At 69.5% G+C, this 15,160-nt stretch carries 15 protein-coding genes; 8 read left to right on the top strand and 7 right to left on the bottom strand.

From position 1 onward, the window contains the following. Window positions 1–237: 237 nt before the first annotated feature. Both QM619_RS03125 and QM619_RS03130 read right to left on the bottom strand, forming a co-directional pair. The gene (locus tag QM619_RS03125; RefSeq protein WP_415104207.1) at window positions 238–903 is read right to left on the bottom strand and encodes a response regulator; all 666 of its coding nucleotides are present in this window, start codon (window positions 901–903) and stop codon (window positions 238–240) included. Beyond that, the gene (locus tag QM619_RS03130) at window positions 900–2,159 is read right to left on the bottom strand and encodes a PspC domain-containing protein (protein WP_415104209.1); all 1,260 of its coding nucleotides are present in this window, start codon (window positions 2,157–2,159) and stop codon (window positions 900–902) included. Before QM619_RS03130 ends, QM619_RS03125 begins: the two co-directional genes overlap by 4 nt. A 161-nt stretch (window positions 2,160–2,320) precedes the next feature. On the opposite strand from QM619_RS03130, the gene QM619_RS03135 reads away from it, so the two are divergent. From QM619_RS03135 to QM619_RS03155, 5 genes are all read left to right on the top strand, one after another. Next, window positions 2,321–3,565: a PspC domain-containing protein gene (locus QM619_RS03135; protein ID WP_415104211.1), complete on the top strand. Its 1,245-nt coding sequence runs from the start codon at window positions 2,321–2,323 to the stop codon at window positions 3,563–3,565. Continuing rightward, window positions 3,562–3,750, top strand: a complete 189-nt coding sequence (locus QM619_RS03140) for a hypothetical protein (protein WP_415104213.1) — start codon at window positions 3,562–3,564, stop codon at window positions 3,748–3,750. Before QM619_RS03135 ends, QM619_RS03140 begins: the two co-directional genes overlap by 4 nt. After that, window positions 3,747–4,028: a PspC domain-containing protein gene (locus tag QM619_RS03145; RefSeq protein WP_415104215.1), complete on the top strand. Its 282-nt coding sequence runs from the start codon at window positions 3,747–3,749 to the stop codon at window positions 4,026–4,028. The genes QM619_RS03140 and QM619_RS03145 overlap by 4 nt, the downstream gene beginning before the upstream one ends. A 202-nt stretch (window positions 4,029–4,230) precedes the next feature. After that, window positions 4,231–5,454, top strand: coding sequence for a NupC/NupG family nucleoside CNT transporter (locus tag QM619_RS03150; protein WP_415104217.1), 1,224 nt, complete (start codon window positions 4,231–4,233; stop codon window positions 5,452–5,454). 20 nt (window positions 5,455–5,474) lie between these two features. Beyond that, window positions 5,475–6,434: a nucleoside hydrolase gene (locus tag QM619_RS03155; protein ID WP_415104219.1), complete on the top strand. Its 960-nt coding sequence runs from the start codon at window positions 5,475–5,477 to the stop codon at window positions 6,432–6,434. A gap of 6 nt (window positions 6,435–6,440) precedes the next feature. Here the strand turns inward: QM619_RS03155 and QM619_RS03160 are convergent, their stop codons facing one another. Beyond that, window positions 6,441–8,039: an FAD-binding oxidoreductase gene (locus QM619_RS03160; RefSeq protein WP_415104221.1), complete on the bottom strand. Its 1,599-nt coding sequence runs from the start codon at window positions 8,037–8,039 to the stop codon at window positions 6,441–6,443. Between the two features lie 133 nt (window positions 8,040–8,172). After that, the gene (locus QM619_RS03165; RefSeq protein WP_415104223.1) at window positions 8,173–9,123 is read right to left on the bottom strand and encodes a ribokinase; all 951 of its coding nucleotides are present in this window, start codon (window positions 9,121–9,123) and stop codon (window positions 8,173–8,175) included. Between the two features lie 182 nt (window positions 9,124–9,305). On the opposite strand from QM619_RS03165, the gene QM619_RS03170 reads away from it, so the two are divergent. Continuing rightward, window positions 9,306–10,886 carry a S9 family peptidase gene (locus QM619_RS03170; protein WP_415104225.1) on the top strand — a complete coding sequence of 527 codons (1,581 nt, stop codon included), beginning with the start codon at window positions 9,306–9,308 and terminating at the stop codon, window positions 10,884–10,886. Further along, a complete protein-coding gene (locus QM619_RS03175; protein WP_415104227.1) occupies window positions 10,793–11,284 on the top strand; it encodes an alpha/beta hydrolase family protein in 492 nt (163 codons plus the stop codon). Before QM619_RS03170 ends, QM619_RS03175 begins: the two co-directional genes overlap by 94 nt. A gap of 389 nt (window positions 11,285–11,673) precedes the next feature. Here the strand turns inward: QM619_RS03175 and QM619_RS03180 are convergent, their stop codons facing one another. From QM619_RS03180 to guaA, 3 genes are all read right to left on the bottom strand, one after another. Continuing rightward, window positions 11,674–12,024 carry a type II toxin-antitoxin system RelE family toxin gene (locus QM619_RS03180; RefSeq protein WP_415104229.1) on the bottom strand — a complete coding sequence of 117 codons (351 nt, stop codon included), beginning with the start codon at window positions 12,022–12,024 and terminating at the stop codon, window positions 11,674–11,676. Then, window positions 11,945–12,229: a type II toxin-antitoxin system Phd/YefM family antitoxin gene (locus QM619_RS03185; RefSeq protein WP_415104231.1), complete on the bottom strand. Its 285-nt coding sequence runs from the start codon at window positions 12,227–12,229 to the stop codon at window positions 11,945–11,947. The genes QM619_RS03180 and QM619_RS03185 overlap by 80 nt, the downstream gene beginning before the upstream one ends. 239 nt (window positions 12,230–12,468) lie before the next feature. Further along, window positions 12,469–14,025, bottom strand: coding sequence for a glutamine-hydrolyzing GMP synthase (gene guaA / locus QM619_RS03190; protein WP_415104233.1), 1,557 nt, complete (start codon window positions 14,023–14,025; stop codon window positions 12,469–12,471). Window positions 14,026–14,120: 95 nt separating this feature from the next. Here guaA and cysK point away from each other — a divergent pair, with 95 nt between their 5' ends. After that, window positions 14,121–15,050, top strand: a complete 930-nt coding sequence (gene cysK, locus QM619_RS03195; RefSeq protein ID WP_415104235.1) for a cysteine synthase A — start codon at window positions 14,121–14,123, stop codon at window positions 15,048–15,050. Window positions 15,051–15,160 lie beyond the last annotated feature (110 nt).

Here is a 15,160-nt window from a genome sequence, read left to right on the forward strand (position 1 = left end):
GGAGCGTAACTATGGAGCATCAATCAGCGCTAGCAGTGCGCCATTCGGCGACCGTCGACAAATCACCGCCTCCATCACGCGAAAGTGATCGGAGTCGATCTCCGGTAGGCTCCGGCAACGGCCGACGGCGACTCGCTCGTGATGCGAAAGCTGCACGGCCTGCTGCGGGCATTCTCCAGGGGCATGGCCTCCGGCGAAATCCCCCGAGGTGAGCGGCCAGCAGGGCTTCACCATCTGTCAGACCAGGCGACGGTCGGTGGCCCAGCGGGTCAGCTGGTGCCGGTTCGACAGCTGCAGCTTGCGCAGCACGCTGGAGACGTGGGTCTCCACGGTCTTGATCGAGATGAACAGCTCGCGGGCGATCTCCTTGTAGGCGTAGCCGCGAGCGATCAGCCGCATCACCTCGCGCTCCCGTTGGGAGAGCCGGTCCAGTTCCTCGTCCACGCTGGCGATGTCGATCGAGCCCGAGAAGGCGTCCAGCACGAAGCCGGCGAGCCGGGGCGAGAACACCGCGTCGCCCTCGGCGACCCGGCCGATGGCATCGACCAGCTCGTCGGCCGAGATCGACTTGGTGACGTAGCCGCGGGCGCCGGCCCGGATCACGCCGATCACGTCCTCGGCGGCGTCCGAGACGCTGAGCGCCAGGAATTTGATCTCCGGCTCGGCGACGTGCACCTGTTTGATCACCTCGATGCCGCCGCCACCGGGTAGGTGCACGTCGAGCAGCACCACGTCCGGCTGCGCCTTGAGCACCGCGGCGACGGCGGTCGGGACGTCCTCACCCTCCCCCACGATGTGCACTCGTGAGCCGATGTCATGCTTGACGCCACTGCGGAAGATGGCGTGGTCGTCGACGATCACCACTCGCCGGGCGGCCTGCGGGGTGGGTTGCTGCTCGGTCATCGCTTCATCTCCAGTCGTACCTCGGTGCCCTCGTCGGGGGCACTTCGAATCGTCGCATCGCCTCCGGCACGCCGCAATCGCTCGATGATCGAGCCTCGCACGCCCATCCGGTCGGCGGGCACCTCGTCCAGCACGAAGCCACGGCCGCGATCCCGGACGAACACCTCGACCAGGCCGTCGTCCACCTCGGCATAGACGTCGATCGTGGTCACGCCGGCGTGCCGGGCCGCGTTCACCATCGCCTCGCGGGCCGCCTGCACCAGGGACTTCAGCTCCGGGTCGAGGTCCCGGTCGCCGACCACCACGATCTCCACCTCGACGCGGTGGTCGTCCTCGACCTCGGCGGCGGCGGCCACCAGGGCGGCCTTCACCGTGGCGGCATCGGTGGTCTCGCCATACAGCCAGCTGCGCAGTTCGCGCTCCTGGCGCCGGGCCAGCGACGTCACCGCCTTGGGGTCGGACGCCTGGCGCTGGATCAGCGCCAATGTCTGCAGCACCGAGTCGTGCAGGTGGGCGGCCATGTCGGCACGGGCGTCGGCCAGCATCTTCTCCTCGCGCGCCGCGGTCAGCGAGCGCCGCACCCGGATGAACCAGGGCGCCGCGGCCAGCAGCAGGGTGGCCACCACCAGGCCCAGCACCAGCAACGTCCGAGTGGTCTCGGACAGCTCCGGCAATTGCACCACCACAAGGCCGATCGCGGTGCCGAGCCCGGCCAGGCCGAGCACGATCCGGACGACCCGCGACCAGTGCGCGGTGAGCGGCGCGAACCACCGGCGCAGCCCGGTCTGCCGCCGGATCGACCGGTTCGAGATGTGGTCGGCCTGCCACCAGATCAGCATCAGGCCGGTGGTGCCCGCCAGCGCCGGCCACAGCACCCGCGGTGGCAGCCCGAATCCGGCCGCCTGGACGAACCACAGCAGCCCGGCCCCGAGCAGCGCCACCGCCGACATCACACCCAGGTCGGCCGGCACCAGCTGCGGCGCCTCGACCGTCCGCATGCCGCTGCGGCCCGCCGCTTCGAGCCCGGGCGCGCGTGGCGTCTCGGCGGCCAGCGGCAGCGCCAGCCAGAGCACCAGGTAGACGATCACGCCGAGGCCCATGCTGGCGGTGAGCAGAACGACACCGACCCGCAGCACCAGCACTGGCCAGCCCAGGTGGGCGGCCAGCCCGCTGCACACTCCGGCCAGCCAGCCCGTCTTCAGCCGCCGGTCGGCACGCTGCGGCGGCACCGGGTGCGGGTGAACGGAAGTGGTCATTCTGCAGCGTCGTCGGAGGTGGACAGGGCCGACCCCTCTAGCCTCACACAGCCGCCAACGACCGGCCAGCGGAACCGCCCGGAGCTGTCCCTCGCCGTTTGGGGGGCGACTCAGGGACGATCCCCGATGGTCGGCTGCAGCCCGCTGACGAGAGTGGGGGCATGGAACTCACCCCGCTGCGCCGCGCGTCCTCGGGCGCTGTGCTCGGCGGAGTGTGCGCGGGGCTGGCCCGGCGCTGGCAGGTCGATCCGATCGTGCTGCGGCTCGCGATGGTGCTGCTGGCCCTGCTCGGCGGCCTCGGCGTCGCCTTCTACGTGGGTGCGTTGCTGCTGGTCCCCAAGGACGGCTCCACCGAATTCCCGCTCTACAGGCTCGCGCCGTTCACCCGCGCCTGGTCGCCGGCCGCGGCGATCGGCACCGTGGTCTGCCTGGGCGTCCTGATCACGGTGGCGATCGGCTCCTGGCTGCCGTTTGGTGCCGCGCCGGTGGTCGGCCTCGGGTTCCTGTGGTACTTCGGCTTCCATCGCCGCCGCCACCCGCAGCGTCCGGGCACCTCGACATTGTTACCGGACGCCGACGCCACACCGGCCGGCACTCCCTCGGTCAGCGTTCCCCCGACCGCGCCGCAGACCGACTTCGAACGGGCTGCTGCGGCCTGGCGGGAGCGGGTCGCCCAGGAACAGCGGTCGGGCCCCGCTCCGACTCCGACGAACGATCCGCAGCCGACCCTGCAGTTCGCCGAATACCGGCCGACCCCACCGACCGCGCCAGCGGCCGTCCCGGATTGGACGCCGCCCGCGCCCCGCGCCCGCCGGAACCGGCCGAAGTGGCTGTGGCCGCTGGTGCTGTGCCTGATCGGCGGCGGGCTCGCCACCCTGGCCGTACTGTCGGTGGCCGGCGGCATCCACGTTCCGCCGCTGGCCTACGCCGCGACTGTGCTGGGCACCTTCGGCCTCGGCCTGCTGCTGGCCGCCTTCGCCGGACGTCCGCGCGGCCTGCTGCCGCTGACCGTGATCGCCGCACTGGTGACGATCGCGATGATGGCGCCGATGCCCCGGCCCGGCAAGGTCGGCTCCGAGGCGGTCAGCTACACCACGATGGCTGAGCTGCCGACCACCGAGCAGAACTACGCAGCCGGCGATGTGAGCGTCGACCTGAGCGGCCTGGAGATCATCGAGACCCGGCAGTTCCACTACTCGCAGGGCGCCGGCACGCTGGCGGTCGTGCTGCCCCGGACGGGCAACGTGATCGTCGAATGGTCGGTCGGCGCCGGCGACTACAGCGGCCCGGACGCCGAACGCGACGGCATCGACCTCAAAGGCAGCTACCAGCGCGTGACCAACCCCGCCGCGCCCGTCCTGACCGTGGTGCTGCACACCGGCGTCGGGGAGGTGAGCGTCTCATGAGGCGCGTCGACGTCGCCGCCTTCAACGTCGGCCTGGTCGGGGTGGAGTTGGCGGTGCTCGCCCTGTGCGCCGCGTTCGGCACCCTCGACTGGAAGCTCACCTCGATCGTCGCCCCCCTCGGCCTGGTCGTGATCGGCCTAGCCGGCCTCCTGCTTTCCCGCAATTCGACGAAAGGAAACCGATGAACGGAAAGACCCTGACCCGCTCGACCACCGACAAATTCCTCGGCGGCGTCTGCGGCGGACTGGCCCGCTTCCTCAACCTGGACTCCGGGCTGGTCCGCATCGTGACCGTGCTGCTCGCCATCTTCACGCAGGTCGGCTGGATCGCCTACCTGGTGTTATGGGCGGTGCTGCCCACCGAGGACGGCGGCCCCACCGGCTTCGACGAAGCGAAGAACGCGTTCGGCCAGGGCTCGCGGCCGTCCGATCGTCCTGACCAGAATCCCGACGACCTCCGCTGAACCCGATCCCGAGGGGCGCGGACGCCTGTGCGTCCGGGCCCCTCGGCCTGCCCGCTCCGGGAGCGCGCTCCCTCGCGCCACGGGCATTGTGTCGGATCGATGACAATTGCCCGCATTGCCCCGACCCGCGTACGAAATCCCTTGCCAGCGCCTCCCGAGACCCATATGGTCCGAGTGTCCAAGCAGGCTGGAGGGATGCGAGATGGAGAGATTTCAGGGACTACTCGGCGTCATTCTGATCCTCGGCATCATGGTGCTCATTTCGAAGCACCGCAGCCGGATCAACTGGCGGGTCATCGGCTCGGGCATCGCCCTGCAGGCCGTCACAGGCTTCCTGGTGATCAAGTGGGAGCCCGGCACGGTGGCCCTGCGCGCCTTCTCGGAGGGCGTCACCCACATCATCGACTACACCAAGGTGGGCACCGAGTTCGTCTTCGGGCCGCTGGTCGACACCGAGAAGACGGGCTTCGTCTTCGCCCTGCAGGTGCTGCCGGTGATCGTCTTCTTCGGCACCATCGTCGGCCTGCTCTACTACCTGCGGGTGCTGCAGTGGTTCGTCGAGATCGTCGGCACCGCACTGAAGTGGGTGCTGGGCACGTCCAAGATCGAATCGGTGTGGGCGGCCACGGTGGTGGTGCTCGGCATGAGCGAGGCGCCGCTGGTGATCCAGCCGTACCTGAAGCGGCTGACCAAATCGGAGTTCTTCGTCTGCATGGTCGGAGGCCTGGCGTCGGTGGCCGGCACCGTGCTGGTCGGTTACTCGCTGCTCGGCGCGCCGATGCCATACCTGCTGGCCGCCGCCGTGATGAACGCCCCGGGCTCGCTGCTGATCGCCAAGGGCATCTGGCCCGAGACAGAGGTCTCCGACCTGGACGCGTCGGTGCGCGATGTCCGCGACACCGAGTCGGTCAACATCATCGACTCGCTGGCCCGCGGTGCCCTGACCGGTGGCCACTTGGCCGTCATCGTCGGCTGCCTGCTGATCGCCTTCCTGGCGGTGATCGCACTGCTGAACGGCGCTCTGGGTGGCATCGGCGGCTGGTTCGGGATGCCCAACCTGTCCTTCGACCTGGTCTTCGGCTGGGTGTTCGCGCCGGTCGCCTGGCTGCTCGGGGTCCCCTGGCACGAGGCCGGCCTGGCCGGCAATTTCATCGGCCAGAAGACCGTGCTCAACGAGTTCGTGGCCTTCTCCAACTTCGGCCCGATGGTGCAGGCGGGCAGTCTCACCCCGAAGACCACGCTGATCACCACCTTCGCGCTGTGCGGCTTCGCCAACTTCGGCTCCATCGCGATCCTGGTCGGCTCGCTGGGCGCGCTGGTTCCCGAGCGGCGCCACGAAGTGGCCAAGTACGGGCTCCTGGCGCTGCTGGCCGCCACCATGGTCAACTTGCTCAACGCCGCCATCGTGGGCGTCGTCGGCAGCTGAATCCGAAAGGACCCATCCACATGGCACCTCGTCCCGTGTACTTCGACTGCGACACCGGCATCGACGACGCGCTCGCGCTGGTCTATCTGATGGCCTCGCCTGAGATCAGCCTGGCCGGCATCGGAACGGTCAGCGGCAACATCGACGCCAAGCGGGCGGCCCTGAACACCCTCGACCTGCTGGACATGGGCGGCCGGAACGACGTCCCGGTCGCCGTCGGCGCGATGGACCCGCTCACCCATAGCTTCGGCGGCGGCGTCCCGCACATTCACGGCCACAACGGCGTCGGCGACGTGGAATTGCCGCATACCGACCGTCGGCCGGTCGCTGAATCGGCCGCCGACATGCTCGTCCGGCTCGCCCACGAACACCCCGGCGAACTGGACGTGATCGCGATCGGCCCGCTGACCAACCTGGCCGTCGCGCTCAAGCAGGATCCGTCGATCGCCGAGCTGGTGCACGAGGTGATCATCATGGGCGGTGCCGCGCTGGTGCCCGGCAACCTCAGCGAGGTCGGTGAGGCCAACATCTACAACGATCCCGAGGCCGCGCAGGTGGTCATGGACGCACCCTGGCAGGTGGTCCTGGTGCCGCTCGACGTCACCTTGGAGAACGCCTTCGAGGAGTCCGACCGGGAGGCGCTGGCGGCGTCCGATTCGCTGTTGAACCAGGCGCTCGCCGACATTCTCAACCTGTACTTCGACTTCTACGTGGAAGAGTACGGACGCCGGATGTGCGCCCTGCACGACCCGCTGGCCGCGGCGATCGCGGTCGGCCAGATCACCGCGATCCGTGCGCCGAAGGTGCCGGTGGTGGTGGACGCCACCCACGGCCCCGGTCGCGGCCAGACCATCTGCGACCTGCGCAAGCAGCGCGGCGGCCCGCGCGACGTCGAGGGCGCCCACGTCCGGGTCGTGCTGGACACCGACCAGCCGTTGGCGCCGGTGCTGCTGGAGCGGTTGCTCAATTACCACAGCTGACGCCGGTCAGGCATATTTCCGGTACAGGCTGTTCATGAACCGCAATTCGGGGTCGTGGCGCCGTTTCAACGCAAAGAATTCGTCGATCCGCGGGTAGGCTCGGGCAAGATCGTCGCGGGTGTAGTGCTGCTGATAGGGCAGGTAGAAGGTGCCGCCGCGCGCCAGCGCCCTGTCGACCAGGGTGCGGGTGAGGTCGGCCATGTCGCGGTTGCCTTCGACGGAGACCTCCTGGCTGAGGTACAGCACCACCGAGTACCGATCGCCGCGGGCGTAATCGAGCAGCACCGGTTCGGCATGCACCATCCGGACAGACGCGTGCAGCGCCACCGCTCGGCTGACCTGCAATGCCGCTGCGGCGTCCCGCAGGAACGGGACCAGGGCGTCCCGCGGCAAGAAGTACTCGTGCAAGATGTCGGTGTACTGCGGGATCGTGTGACGCAGCAGGCTCAGGTCGCTGTACATCGCCTGGCTGCGCGACACCAGGCAGGCTTCGGCTGCGCGCAGCGCCTCGTTCCGCGAGGTGCCGCACTGCCGCAGGCGGGGCATCAGGTCGCGTTGCAGGGTCCATTTCAGCCATTGGCCCGGGCCGCGATGCCGGGCCAGGTTGAACAGGAACCGGGCCGGCGGCGAATCGGGTTCGGGCCGCAGGTCGGGCATCGGCTCGTCCGCGGAACCCGTGAACCGCGCATGGGTGTAGACGATGGCCTGGTCCAGCAGCGGCGAGCCCGCGGTGGCCAGATCCGCCGACATCAGCCGGTTGTTCTCGTCGGCAGCCAGGGCGTCCAGGACATCGGGCAGCTCGGCGGTGGCCACCACCCGCTGCTCGAGCCGGTACACCTCGTCCGGCACGGTGGCCAGTTCTGCCTCGACGATGACGCCGAACAGCCCGTAGCCCCCGATCACCGCATGGAAAAGCTCGGGATCGTGATCGGCGTCCAGGGTGACGACGCTGCCGTCCGCCTTCATCAGCCGCAGACTCCGGACGGTCCCGGCCAGCGAACCGGTGCGGAAATCGGTGCCATGCGCGTTGACCGAGAGGGTGCCGCCGACGCTGAGCACATCGATGCTGGGCATGCCGGTCACCGAGAGTCCGTGCGGGTGCAACGCTTCGAGCACCTGCCGCCACAGCGTGCCGCCGCCGACCCGCACGGTGCCGGACGCCTCGTCGACGGCGATCCGGTCCAGCGCAGTCATGTCGAGGATCAGCGCACCGGGCCAGGACGCCTGCCCGCCCATGCTGTGCCGCGCACCGGACAGCGCCACCTTCAGGTCGTGCTCGCGGGCGAACGCCAGCGCGCTCGCCAGTTCGGCCTCATCGGCCGGCCGCGCCACCCCGTACACTCCGGTGCGGTTCAGGCAGCTGGCGTCGTTGACGGTGCCGCGGCGCTGGGTCAGCCAGGCGGGGTCGGCGAAACCCGCCGGTGTCGCGGCGTCCGGGGCGGCGGCGAGTTGGCGGACCAGGCAGTCCTTGGCACGTTGCGCCAGGCCGCTGTAGACCTCGGCCATCGAGATGCCGTAGGAGAGCAGGATCAGGACGGCGAACACCGCGACGGCGTGCCGGGCGCGGAACCGGAGCGGACGCCGACGCAGTCCGGTCGTTGCCACGGTGGTCGGTGTCCCGTCCTTCGGGGAAGCGCTGATCAACGCGACCTCCGCTGGTTGAGCTTGTCGAATCCCCTTTGCCAGCATCGGGTCGTCCCCGGTCTCGACGAGCTCGGCCAACGAAGTCAGCGATTCGTCACGGAGTCCAACTGGCCAGCTGCTCGGCGGTCGGGTAGGAGTTCTGAGCGCCCTCGCCGGTGGCGGCGTACGCACCGACCCGGACTGCGAACGCCGCCGCCTGCTCGAAGGTATCGCCGGCGGCGATCCGGAACGAGAAGGCGGCCAGGAAGGCGTCCCCGCAGCCGGTGGTGTCCACCGGCCGCACCGTCGGGGAAGGGATCTGCGCCGACGCGGTGCCGGCGTCCAGATCGATGATCCGGGCGCCCTTCGCGCCCAGGGTCACCACGACCGTGCGGGGTCCGGAGGCGCCCAGCGCGGCACCGGTCGCCTCGATCACCGACGTCCAGTCGCCCAGCGGGTCGAAATCGGACTGCCCGGTGAGATCCGCCAGCTCGTGGTTGTTGACCAGCAGAATGTCCACCAGGTCGAGCAGGTCGGCACCCACCTTCATGTAGGGCGAGATGTTCAGCACCACCTTCGCGCCGCGCTCGCGGGCGTTGCGGGCGGCAGCCTTGACCGCCTCCAGCGACACCTCCAAGCACAGGGTCAGCACCGACGAGGAGTCGGCGGAAGCGAAGAAGTCGGTGGCGGCGTTCACATCGTCGGCGCTGAGCCGTCCGTTGGCGCCGGGGCTGACGATGATGAAGTTCTCCGCGGCGTCGTCGACGGCGATCATCGCCGAGCCGGTGGCGACGCCGTCGAGCACCCGCACCTGGGAGACGTCGACGCCGGAGGACTTCAGGCTGTCCAGCAGCATGGCGCCGTTGCCGTCCTGACCGACGCAGCCGAGCATCGCGACATCGCCGCCAAGCTTGCCGACCGCCGCCGCCTGGTTTGAGCTCTTGCCGCCGGGCACGATGACCAGGTCGGAACCGGTCACCGTCTCACCAGGCCGGGGCAGGCGCGCCGTCCGCACCACCAGATCCGCGTTGAGAGAACCGACCACCAGCACATGTCCGGACGTCATGACACCACTCCCCTTCGAGTTCGTCCTTGTCGCGGCCGAACCTACTGGACACCAAGGGCGCCGGTCGAGAGCCCGCCAGGTGATGGGAAGCGGGGTGAGTCCGCGACGGCAAGGCAGTCGAATCGGGCGACCCTTCCGTCCCGCTGCGGAAATCTGTCCGCTGCGAGGCTTAGCCTCGACCCATGCGTCCCGATCAACTGCCCCTGCTCACCACCGTGTCGGCGCCCGCCGTCCATCCCGACGGCGACTGGGCGGTGGTGGCGAGCAGCCGTCCCGACTTCGACGCCGACAGCTACGTCGGACAGCTCTGGCGCGTCCCACTGGACGGCGGCGCACCCCGGCGGCTGACCCTCGGCCAGAGCGACAGCCAGCCCAGGTTCTCCCCGGACGGGTCGCTGATCGGCTTCCTGCGCGACGGTGCGAACGACCGGCCCCAGGTGCACCTGATCCCGAGTGGCGGCGGCGAGCCGCTCTGCGTCACCAACCAGCCGCTGGGTGTCTCCGACTTCGCCTTCTCACCGGACGGACGGCTGCTCGCCTTCATCGCCCGGGTGCCCCAGGAGGGCCGCTACGGCACCCTGGACGGGGTCGCCGCCGGTCAGGAGGATCCGCGGCACATCACCTCGCTGGCCTTCCAGTACAACGGGCTGGGCTGGTCGCGGGACCGGCGCAGCCAGCTGTTCGTCGTCGAGGTGCCGGACGTGTTCGGCGAGCCGCCGGTGCAGCCGGTCGGGCGTGCCGCCAAGCAGCTCGACCCGGAGGCACTGAAGGATCACGGCGTCCCGCGGCCCACCCAGCTGACCACCGCCGACACCGATCACGGCCAGCCCTGCTTCACCGCCGACGGCAGCGCGGTGCTGGTGGTGGCCGGACGCCCCGGCGAAACGGAGAACCTGGTCGGCGACCTGCTCCGGGTCGGCGTCGACGGTGGTGAGGTGACCCGGCTCACCGACGGCGCGCTGGACGTCGGCTCCCCGGTCGAGGTGGACGGCACGATCTGGTTCACCGGCGCCGAGCTGGGCGAGTCGGGACTGGAGTTCGTCTCGGCACAGCCGTCGGTGTACCGGCTCGGCGCCGACGGACCGCAGCGGCTCACCGACCCGGAGATCCTGATCGAGGGCGACCTGGTGCCGGCCGGGAACGGTGTGCTGACGGTCACCGAGGCGCGCGGGGCGTCCCAGCTGTTGCGGGTGACCACCGAGGGCACCGAGGTCTTGCTGGACAGCGACGCCGCGGTGCTGGTGGTCGGCTGCGGGGTGACCGGCCGGACGCCGGGCGCGGCTGTGCTGGTCGGCTACCGGAGCGGGACCAGCATGGGCGATCTCGGCCTGGTCGCGGACGGCCGGATCACTGCGCTGACCGACTTCTCCGCGTCCCTGCGGGCCGGCACCGACGTCCGAGAGCCGCGCGAACTGGAGGCGACCTCCTCCGACGGCTACCCGGTGCACGGCTGGGTGGTCACCCCCGCCGGCGAGGGCCCGCACCCGCTGCTGCTGATGATCCACGGCGGACCGTTCGCGCAGTACACCTCGGTGTTCTTCGACGAGGCGCAGGTCTACGCCGAGGCCGGCTACGCCGTGGTGATGTGCAATCCGCGCGGCTCCGCCGGCTACGGACCCGAGCACGGCCGGCCATCCAGGGCGCCTTCGGCGAGTTGGACGCCGCCGACGTGCTGGCCTTCCTCGATCACGCTGTGGCGTCCGTCCCCGGCCTGGACGGCGACCGCGTCGGCATCATGGGTGGCTCCTACGGCGGCTACCTGACCGCCTGGATCATCGCCCACGACCATCGCTGGGCGGGTGCGATCGTAGAGCGCGGCTACCTCGACCCGGCGTCGTTCGTCGGCAGTTCCGACATCGGCTGGCGCTTCCCGCAGCAGTACCACGGCACCAAGCAGGCCATGGACGCCCAGTCGCCGATGCTGCTGACCGATCGGGTGACCACCCCGACCTTCGTCGTCCACTCCGAGCAGGATCTACGTTGTCCCTTGTCACAGGCGCTTCGCTATTACACCCAGCTGAAGCAGGGCGGGGTGGACGCCGAGCTGCTGGTCTTCCCCGGCGAGAACCACGAGCTCTCCCGCTCGGGCACCCCGTGGCATCGCCGGCAGCGGTTCGAGGCGATCCTGGACTGGTGGGCGCGGCATCTGCCGGTCAGCTGAGCTGGCGAGCGCCGGCCGTTGGTTGAGCGTTGTCGAAACCCTGACGCACCGGTCTCTCCAAGCAAGCTACTGGGCATGTTCGTTCGAGTTGGTGCAGCGGCTGCCGAGCGGCTCTTGACTGGGGCATCACCTGCTGGAACCGGTTTTTGGTGGTTATGGCGACCGTTACCGGCGCCGCTGGCTGCTCGAACCGTTTTCTGGTGGCTACCGATACCCCCTGGGGGTTATCCACACCCACCAGAAAGTGGTTCGAGCAGAGACAGCGAGCCGACACCGGTCGGATAACCACCAAAAACTGGTTCGAGTGCCCTCCCGGCACCGGCGACCCACGATGAGCCCGCCAGGCCCAGCTCCCACCACCCACGAACAAGCACACACACAACCATTAGTCAGCGGTGGCCGTAGGCGTCCCGGCGATGAACCACCGAGACGACCTCGATCACCAGGCGATCGTCGACAATACGGTAGACGACGTGGTACTCGCCGCGACGCGCCGCGCACAGGGGCGCGAGCGGCTCCCGGAGCGGCTTGCCCACGCGGCGAGGGTTGTCGCGCAGCGCTCCGAGGATGAACTCGAAGGCGGCCACGGCGACCTTCTCAGGGAGATCGCGTTCGAGAGCCCGTCGGGCACTTCGGGTGAAGACGACCTCGTACAAGGCGTCACTCCGGAAGTCGGCCGAGCGCCCGCATCGCGACCCGCACCTCGTCGGCGGACGAGACCTCGCCCGCTTCGAGTTCAACCAGCCCCTGTCGGATCGCGGCCACTTCGGCAGGATCGCTCAGGATGTCGAGCGTCTCCACGAGTGCGTCGTAGTCGTCGGCGCTGAGCAGCACGGCCACCCGATCGCCGTTCCTGGTCACCTCGAACCGCTCGTGCGTGGTGACCGCCGACTCGACCAGCCGGGAGAGGTTCGCCCTGGCGTCCGCCAGCGAAAGCGTCGTCATGTACAGAATTTCAGCGCTCTAACTGTGCGGCGCAGTCCGGCGGTCTGAGTCGCCGATGATCATCCGCGGCCCAGCATCGCCTTGTCGCCAGGCCAGGGGTCCCGGTCGCCCACCGGGGCAACGGGATAGCCGACCCACCAGCCCGGAGATCCCAGCCGGGATGACGGGGGTGGGCGGGTACTACGGGAACGCGACGCACCACGAAACACCGGTGCGCCGCCACGCCGTGGGTCAGCGGCTCACTCCCACTCGATGGTGCCCGGGGGTTTCGAGGTGATGTCGAGCACCACCCGGTTCACCTCGCGGACCTCGTTGGTGATCCGGGTCGAGATGCGCTCCAGCAGGTCGTAGGGCAGCCGTCCCCAGTCGGCGGTCATGGCGTCCTCGGACGTCACCGGACGCAGCACCACCGGGTGCCCGTAGGTGCGGCCGTCGCCCTGCACGCCGACCGACCGGACGTCGGCCAGCAGCACCACCGGGAACTGCCAGATCTCCCGGTCCATGCCGGCGGCGGTCAGCTCGTGGCGGGCGATGGCGTCCACCTCGCGGAGCAGGTCGAGCCGCTCCCGGGTGACCTCGCCGATGATCCGGATCGCCAGGCCGGGGCCCGGGAACGGGTGCCGCCAGACCATCTCGTCGGGCAGGCCGAGCTCGGCACCGACGGCGCGCACCTCGTCCTTGAACAGGGTGCGCAGCGGCTCGATCAGCGAGAACTGCAGGTCGTCGGGCAGGCCGCCGACGTTGTGGTGGCTCTTGATGTTGGCCGCGCCGTCGCCGCCGCCGGACTCCACCACGTCCGGGTAGAGGGTGCCCTGGACCAGGAATTCGATGTCCTTGGAGGCGTTCAGCGCGCGAGCGGCGTCCTCGAAGGTGCGGATGAACTCACGTCCGATGATCTTGCGCTTCGTCTCCGGCTCGCTCACCCCGGCCAGCGCGCCCATGAACCGGTCGGCCTCGTTGCGCACCACCAGCTCGACCCCGGTGACCGCGACGAAATCGCGCTCCACCCGCTCGGCCTCGCCCTTGCGGAGCAGTCCGTGATCGACGAAGACGCAGGTCAGCTGGTCGCCGATCGCCTTATGCACCAGCGCCGCGGCCACCGCGGAATCGACGCCGCCGGACAGCGCGCACAGTACCTGCTTGTCGCCGACCTCGGCCCGGATCGCGGCCACCGAATCCTCGACGATGTTGGCCGGCGTCCAACTCTGCCGACAGCCGGCGAACTTCACCAGGAAGGCTTCCAGCACGTCCTGACCGAACTCGGAATGTGCGACCTCCGGGTGCCATTGGACGCCGGCGAGGCCCCGACGGAGATCCTCGAAGGCGGCCACCGGCGAGCCGTCGGAGTTGGCCAGACAGAGGAAGCCGGGTGGGGCGGCGTAGACGGAATCGCCGTGGCTCATCCAGGCCCGGAAGTTCGGCGGCAGATCGCCCAGCAGTTCGCCGGAGTCCTCGGCCAGATGCACCGGTGTGCGGCCGAACTCGGACAACCCGGTCTGCCGCACCTCGCCGCCCAACGCCTGGGCCATCGCCTGGAAGCCGTAGCACATGCCGAAGGTCGGAATGCCGGTGGCAAACAGCGCGGGGTCGACCTGCGGGGCGCCCGGTGCGTACACCGACTGCGGACCGCCGGACAACACGATCGCCTTCGGCCGGCGGGCGACGATCTCGGCGACGCTGGTGGTGTGCGGAATGATCTCGGAGTAGATCCGAGCCTCCCGGACGCGGCGCGCGATCAACTGCGCGTACTGCGCGCCGAAGTCGACGACGAGGACCAACTCGTGCTCGTGGCTCATGGGACGCCAGTGTAGGGATCGCGAATGGTGACATGATTGAGCACCGAGATTCCTGAACGCGGAATACCCGCGCGATCCATCAGTGAGGACCTGACATGCAGATCTACGACGACGTGACCACGCTGGTAGGCCGGACCCCGCTGGTCCGGATCAACCGCATCTTCGGCGACACCAAGGCGACCGTGCTTGCCAAGCTGGAGTTCTACAACCCGGCGAACTCGGTCAAGGACCGGATCGGCGTGGCGATGATCGACGCCGCCGAGGCGTCCGGACAACTCCAGCCAGGCGGCACCATCGTCGAGGCCACCTCGGGCAACACCGGCATCGCACTGGCAATGGTCGGCGCCGCGCGCGGCTACCGGGTAGTGCTGACCATGCCCGAGACCATGTCCAAGGAGCGCCGTGCCCTGCTGCGCGCCTTCGGCGCCGAGCTGGTGCTGACCCCGGGTGCTGAGGGCATGCGCGGCGCGGTGTCACGGGCCGAGGCGATCGGCGCCGAGGAGGGCGCCGTCCTGGTCCGTCAGTTCGCCAATCCGGCCAACGTCGACATCCACCGCAGGACGACCGCCGCGGAGATCTGGAACGACACCGACGGCGCCGTCGACTACGTGGTGGCCGGCATCGGCACCGGCGGCACCATCTCTGGCGTCGGCCAGGTGTTGAAGGAGCGCAAGCCCGAGGTGAAGATGATCGCCGTCGAGCCCAAGGAGTCCCCGATCTTGTCTGGCGGGCAGCCCGGTCCGCACAAGATCCAGGGCATCGGCGCCAACTTCGTCCCGGAGATCCTGGACCGCTCGATCATCGACGAGATCCTGCCGCAGAACGCCGAGACCGCCGTCGAGTACGCGCGGCTCGCTGCCGCCAAGGAAGGCCTGCTGGTCGGCATCAGCTCCGGCGCCGCGCTGGCCGCCGCCGCCGAGCTCGCCGCCCGCGAAGAGACCGCCGGCAAGACCATCGTGGTGATCATCCCGTCGTTCGGCGAGCGCTATCTGTCGACGATCCTGTACTCGGATCTGATGGATTGATCCCGGCGTCCGTCGAGATCTCCGGCACGAACCAGACCTGACGTCAGATCTCGTCATCCCGGCGCATGCCGAGATCTTCGGCACGAACCAGACCGGACGTCGGATAGCGA

This window comes from Micropruina sp., assembly GCF_047606665.1.
Lineage (GTDB): Bacteria > Actinomycetota > Actinomycetes > Propionibacteriales > Propionibacteriaceae > Micropruina.

What these genes read in the sequence shown, in the direction of transcription:
- QM619_RS03125 (WP_415104207.1), bottom strand. Translation starts at nt 903, where the DNA reads ATGACCGAGCAGCAACCCACCCCGCAGGCCGCCCGGCGAGTGGTGATC.
- QM619_RS03130 (WP_415104209.1), bottom strand. Translation starts at nt 2,159, where the DNA reads ATGACCACTTCCGTTCACCCGCACCCGGTGCCGCCGCAGCGTGCCGAC.
- QM619_RS03135 (WP_415104211.1), top strand. Translation starts at nt 2,321, where the DNA reads ATGGAACTCACCCCGCTGCGCCGCGCGTCCTCGGGCGCTGTGCTCGGC.
- QM619_RS03140 (WP_415104213.1), top strand. Translation starts at nt 3,562, where the DNA reads ATGAGGCGCGTCGACGTCGCCGCCTTCAACGTCGGCCTGGTCGGGGTG.
- QM619_RS03145 (WP_415104215.1), top strand. Translation starts at nt 3,747, where the DNA reads ATGAACGGAAAGACCCTGACCCGCTCGACCACCGACAAATTCCTCGGC.
- QM619_RS03150 (WP_415104217.1), top strand. Translation starts at nt 4,231, where the DNA reads ATGGAGAGATTTCAGGGACTACTCGGCGTCATTCTGATCCTCGGCATC.
- QM619_RS03155 (WP_415104219.1), top strand. Translation starts at nt 5,475, where the DNA reads ATGGCACCTCGTCCCGTGTACTTCGACTGCGACACCGGCATCGACGAC.
- QM619_RS03165 (WP_415104223.1), bottom strand. Translation starts at nt 9,123, where the DNA reads ATGACGTCCGGACATGTGCTGGTGGTCGGTTCTCTCAACGCGGATCTG.
- QM619_RS03170 (WP_415104225.1), top strand. Translation starts at nt 9,306, where the DNA reads ATGCGTCCCGATCAACTGCCCCTGCTCACCACCGTGTCGGCGCCCGCC.
- QM619_RS03185 (WP_415104231.1), bottom strand. Translation starts at nt 12,229, where the DNA reads ATGACGACGCTTTCGCTGGCGGACGCCAGGGCGAACCTCTCCCGGCTG.
- guaA (WP_415104233.1), bottom strand. Translation starts at nt 14,025, where the DNA reads ATGAGCCACGAGCACGAGTTGGTCCTCGTCGTCGACTTCGGCGCGCAG.
- cysK (WP_415104235.1), top strand. Translation starts at nt 14,121, where the DNA reads ATGCAGATCTACGACGACGTGACCACGCTGGTAGGCCGGACCCCGCTG.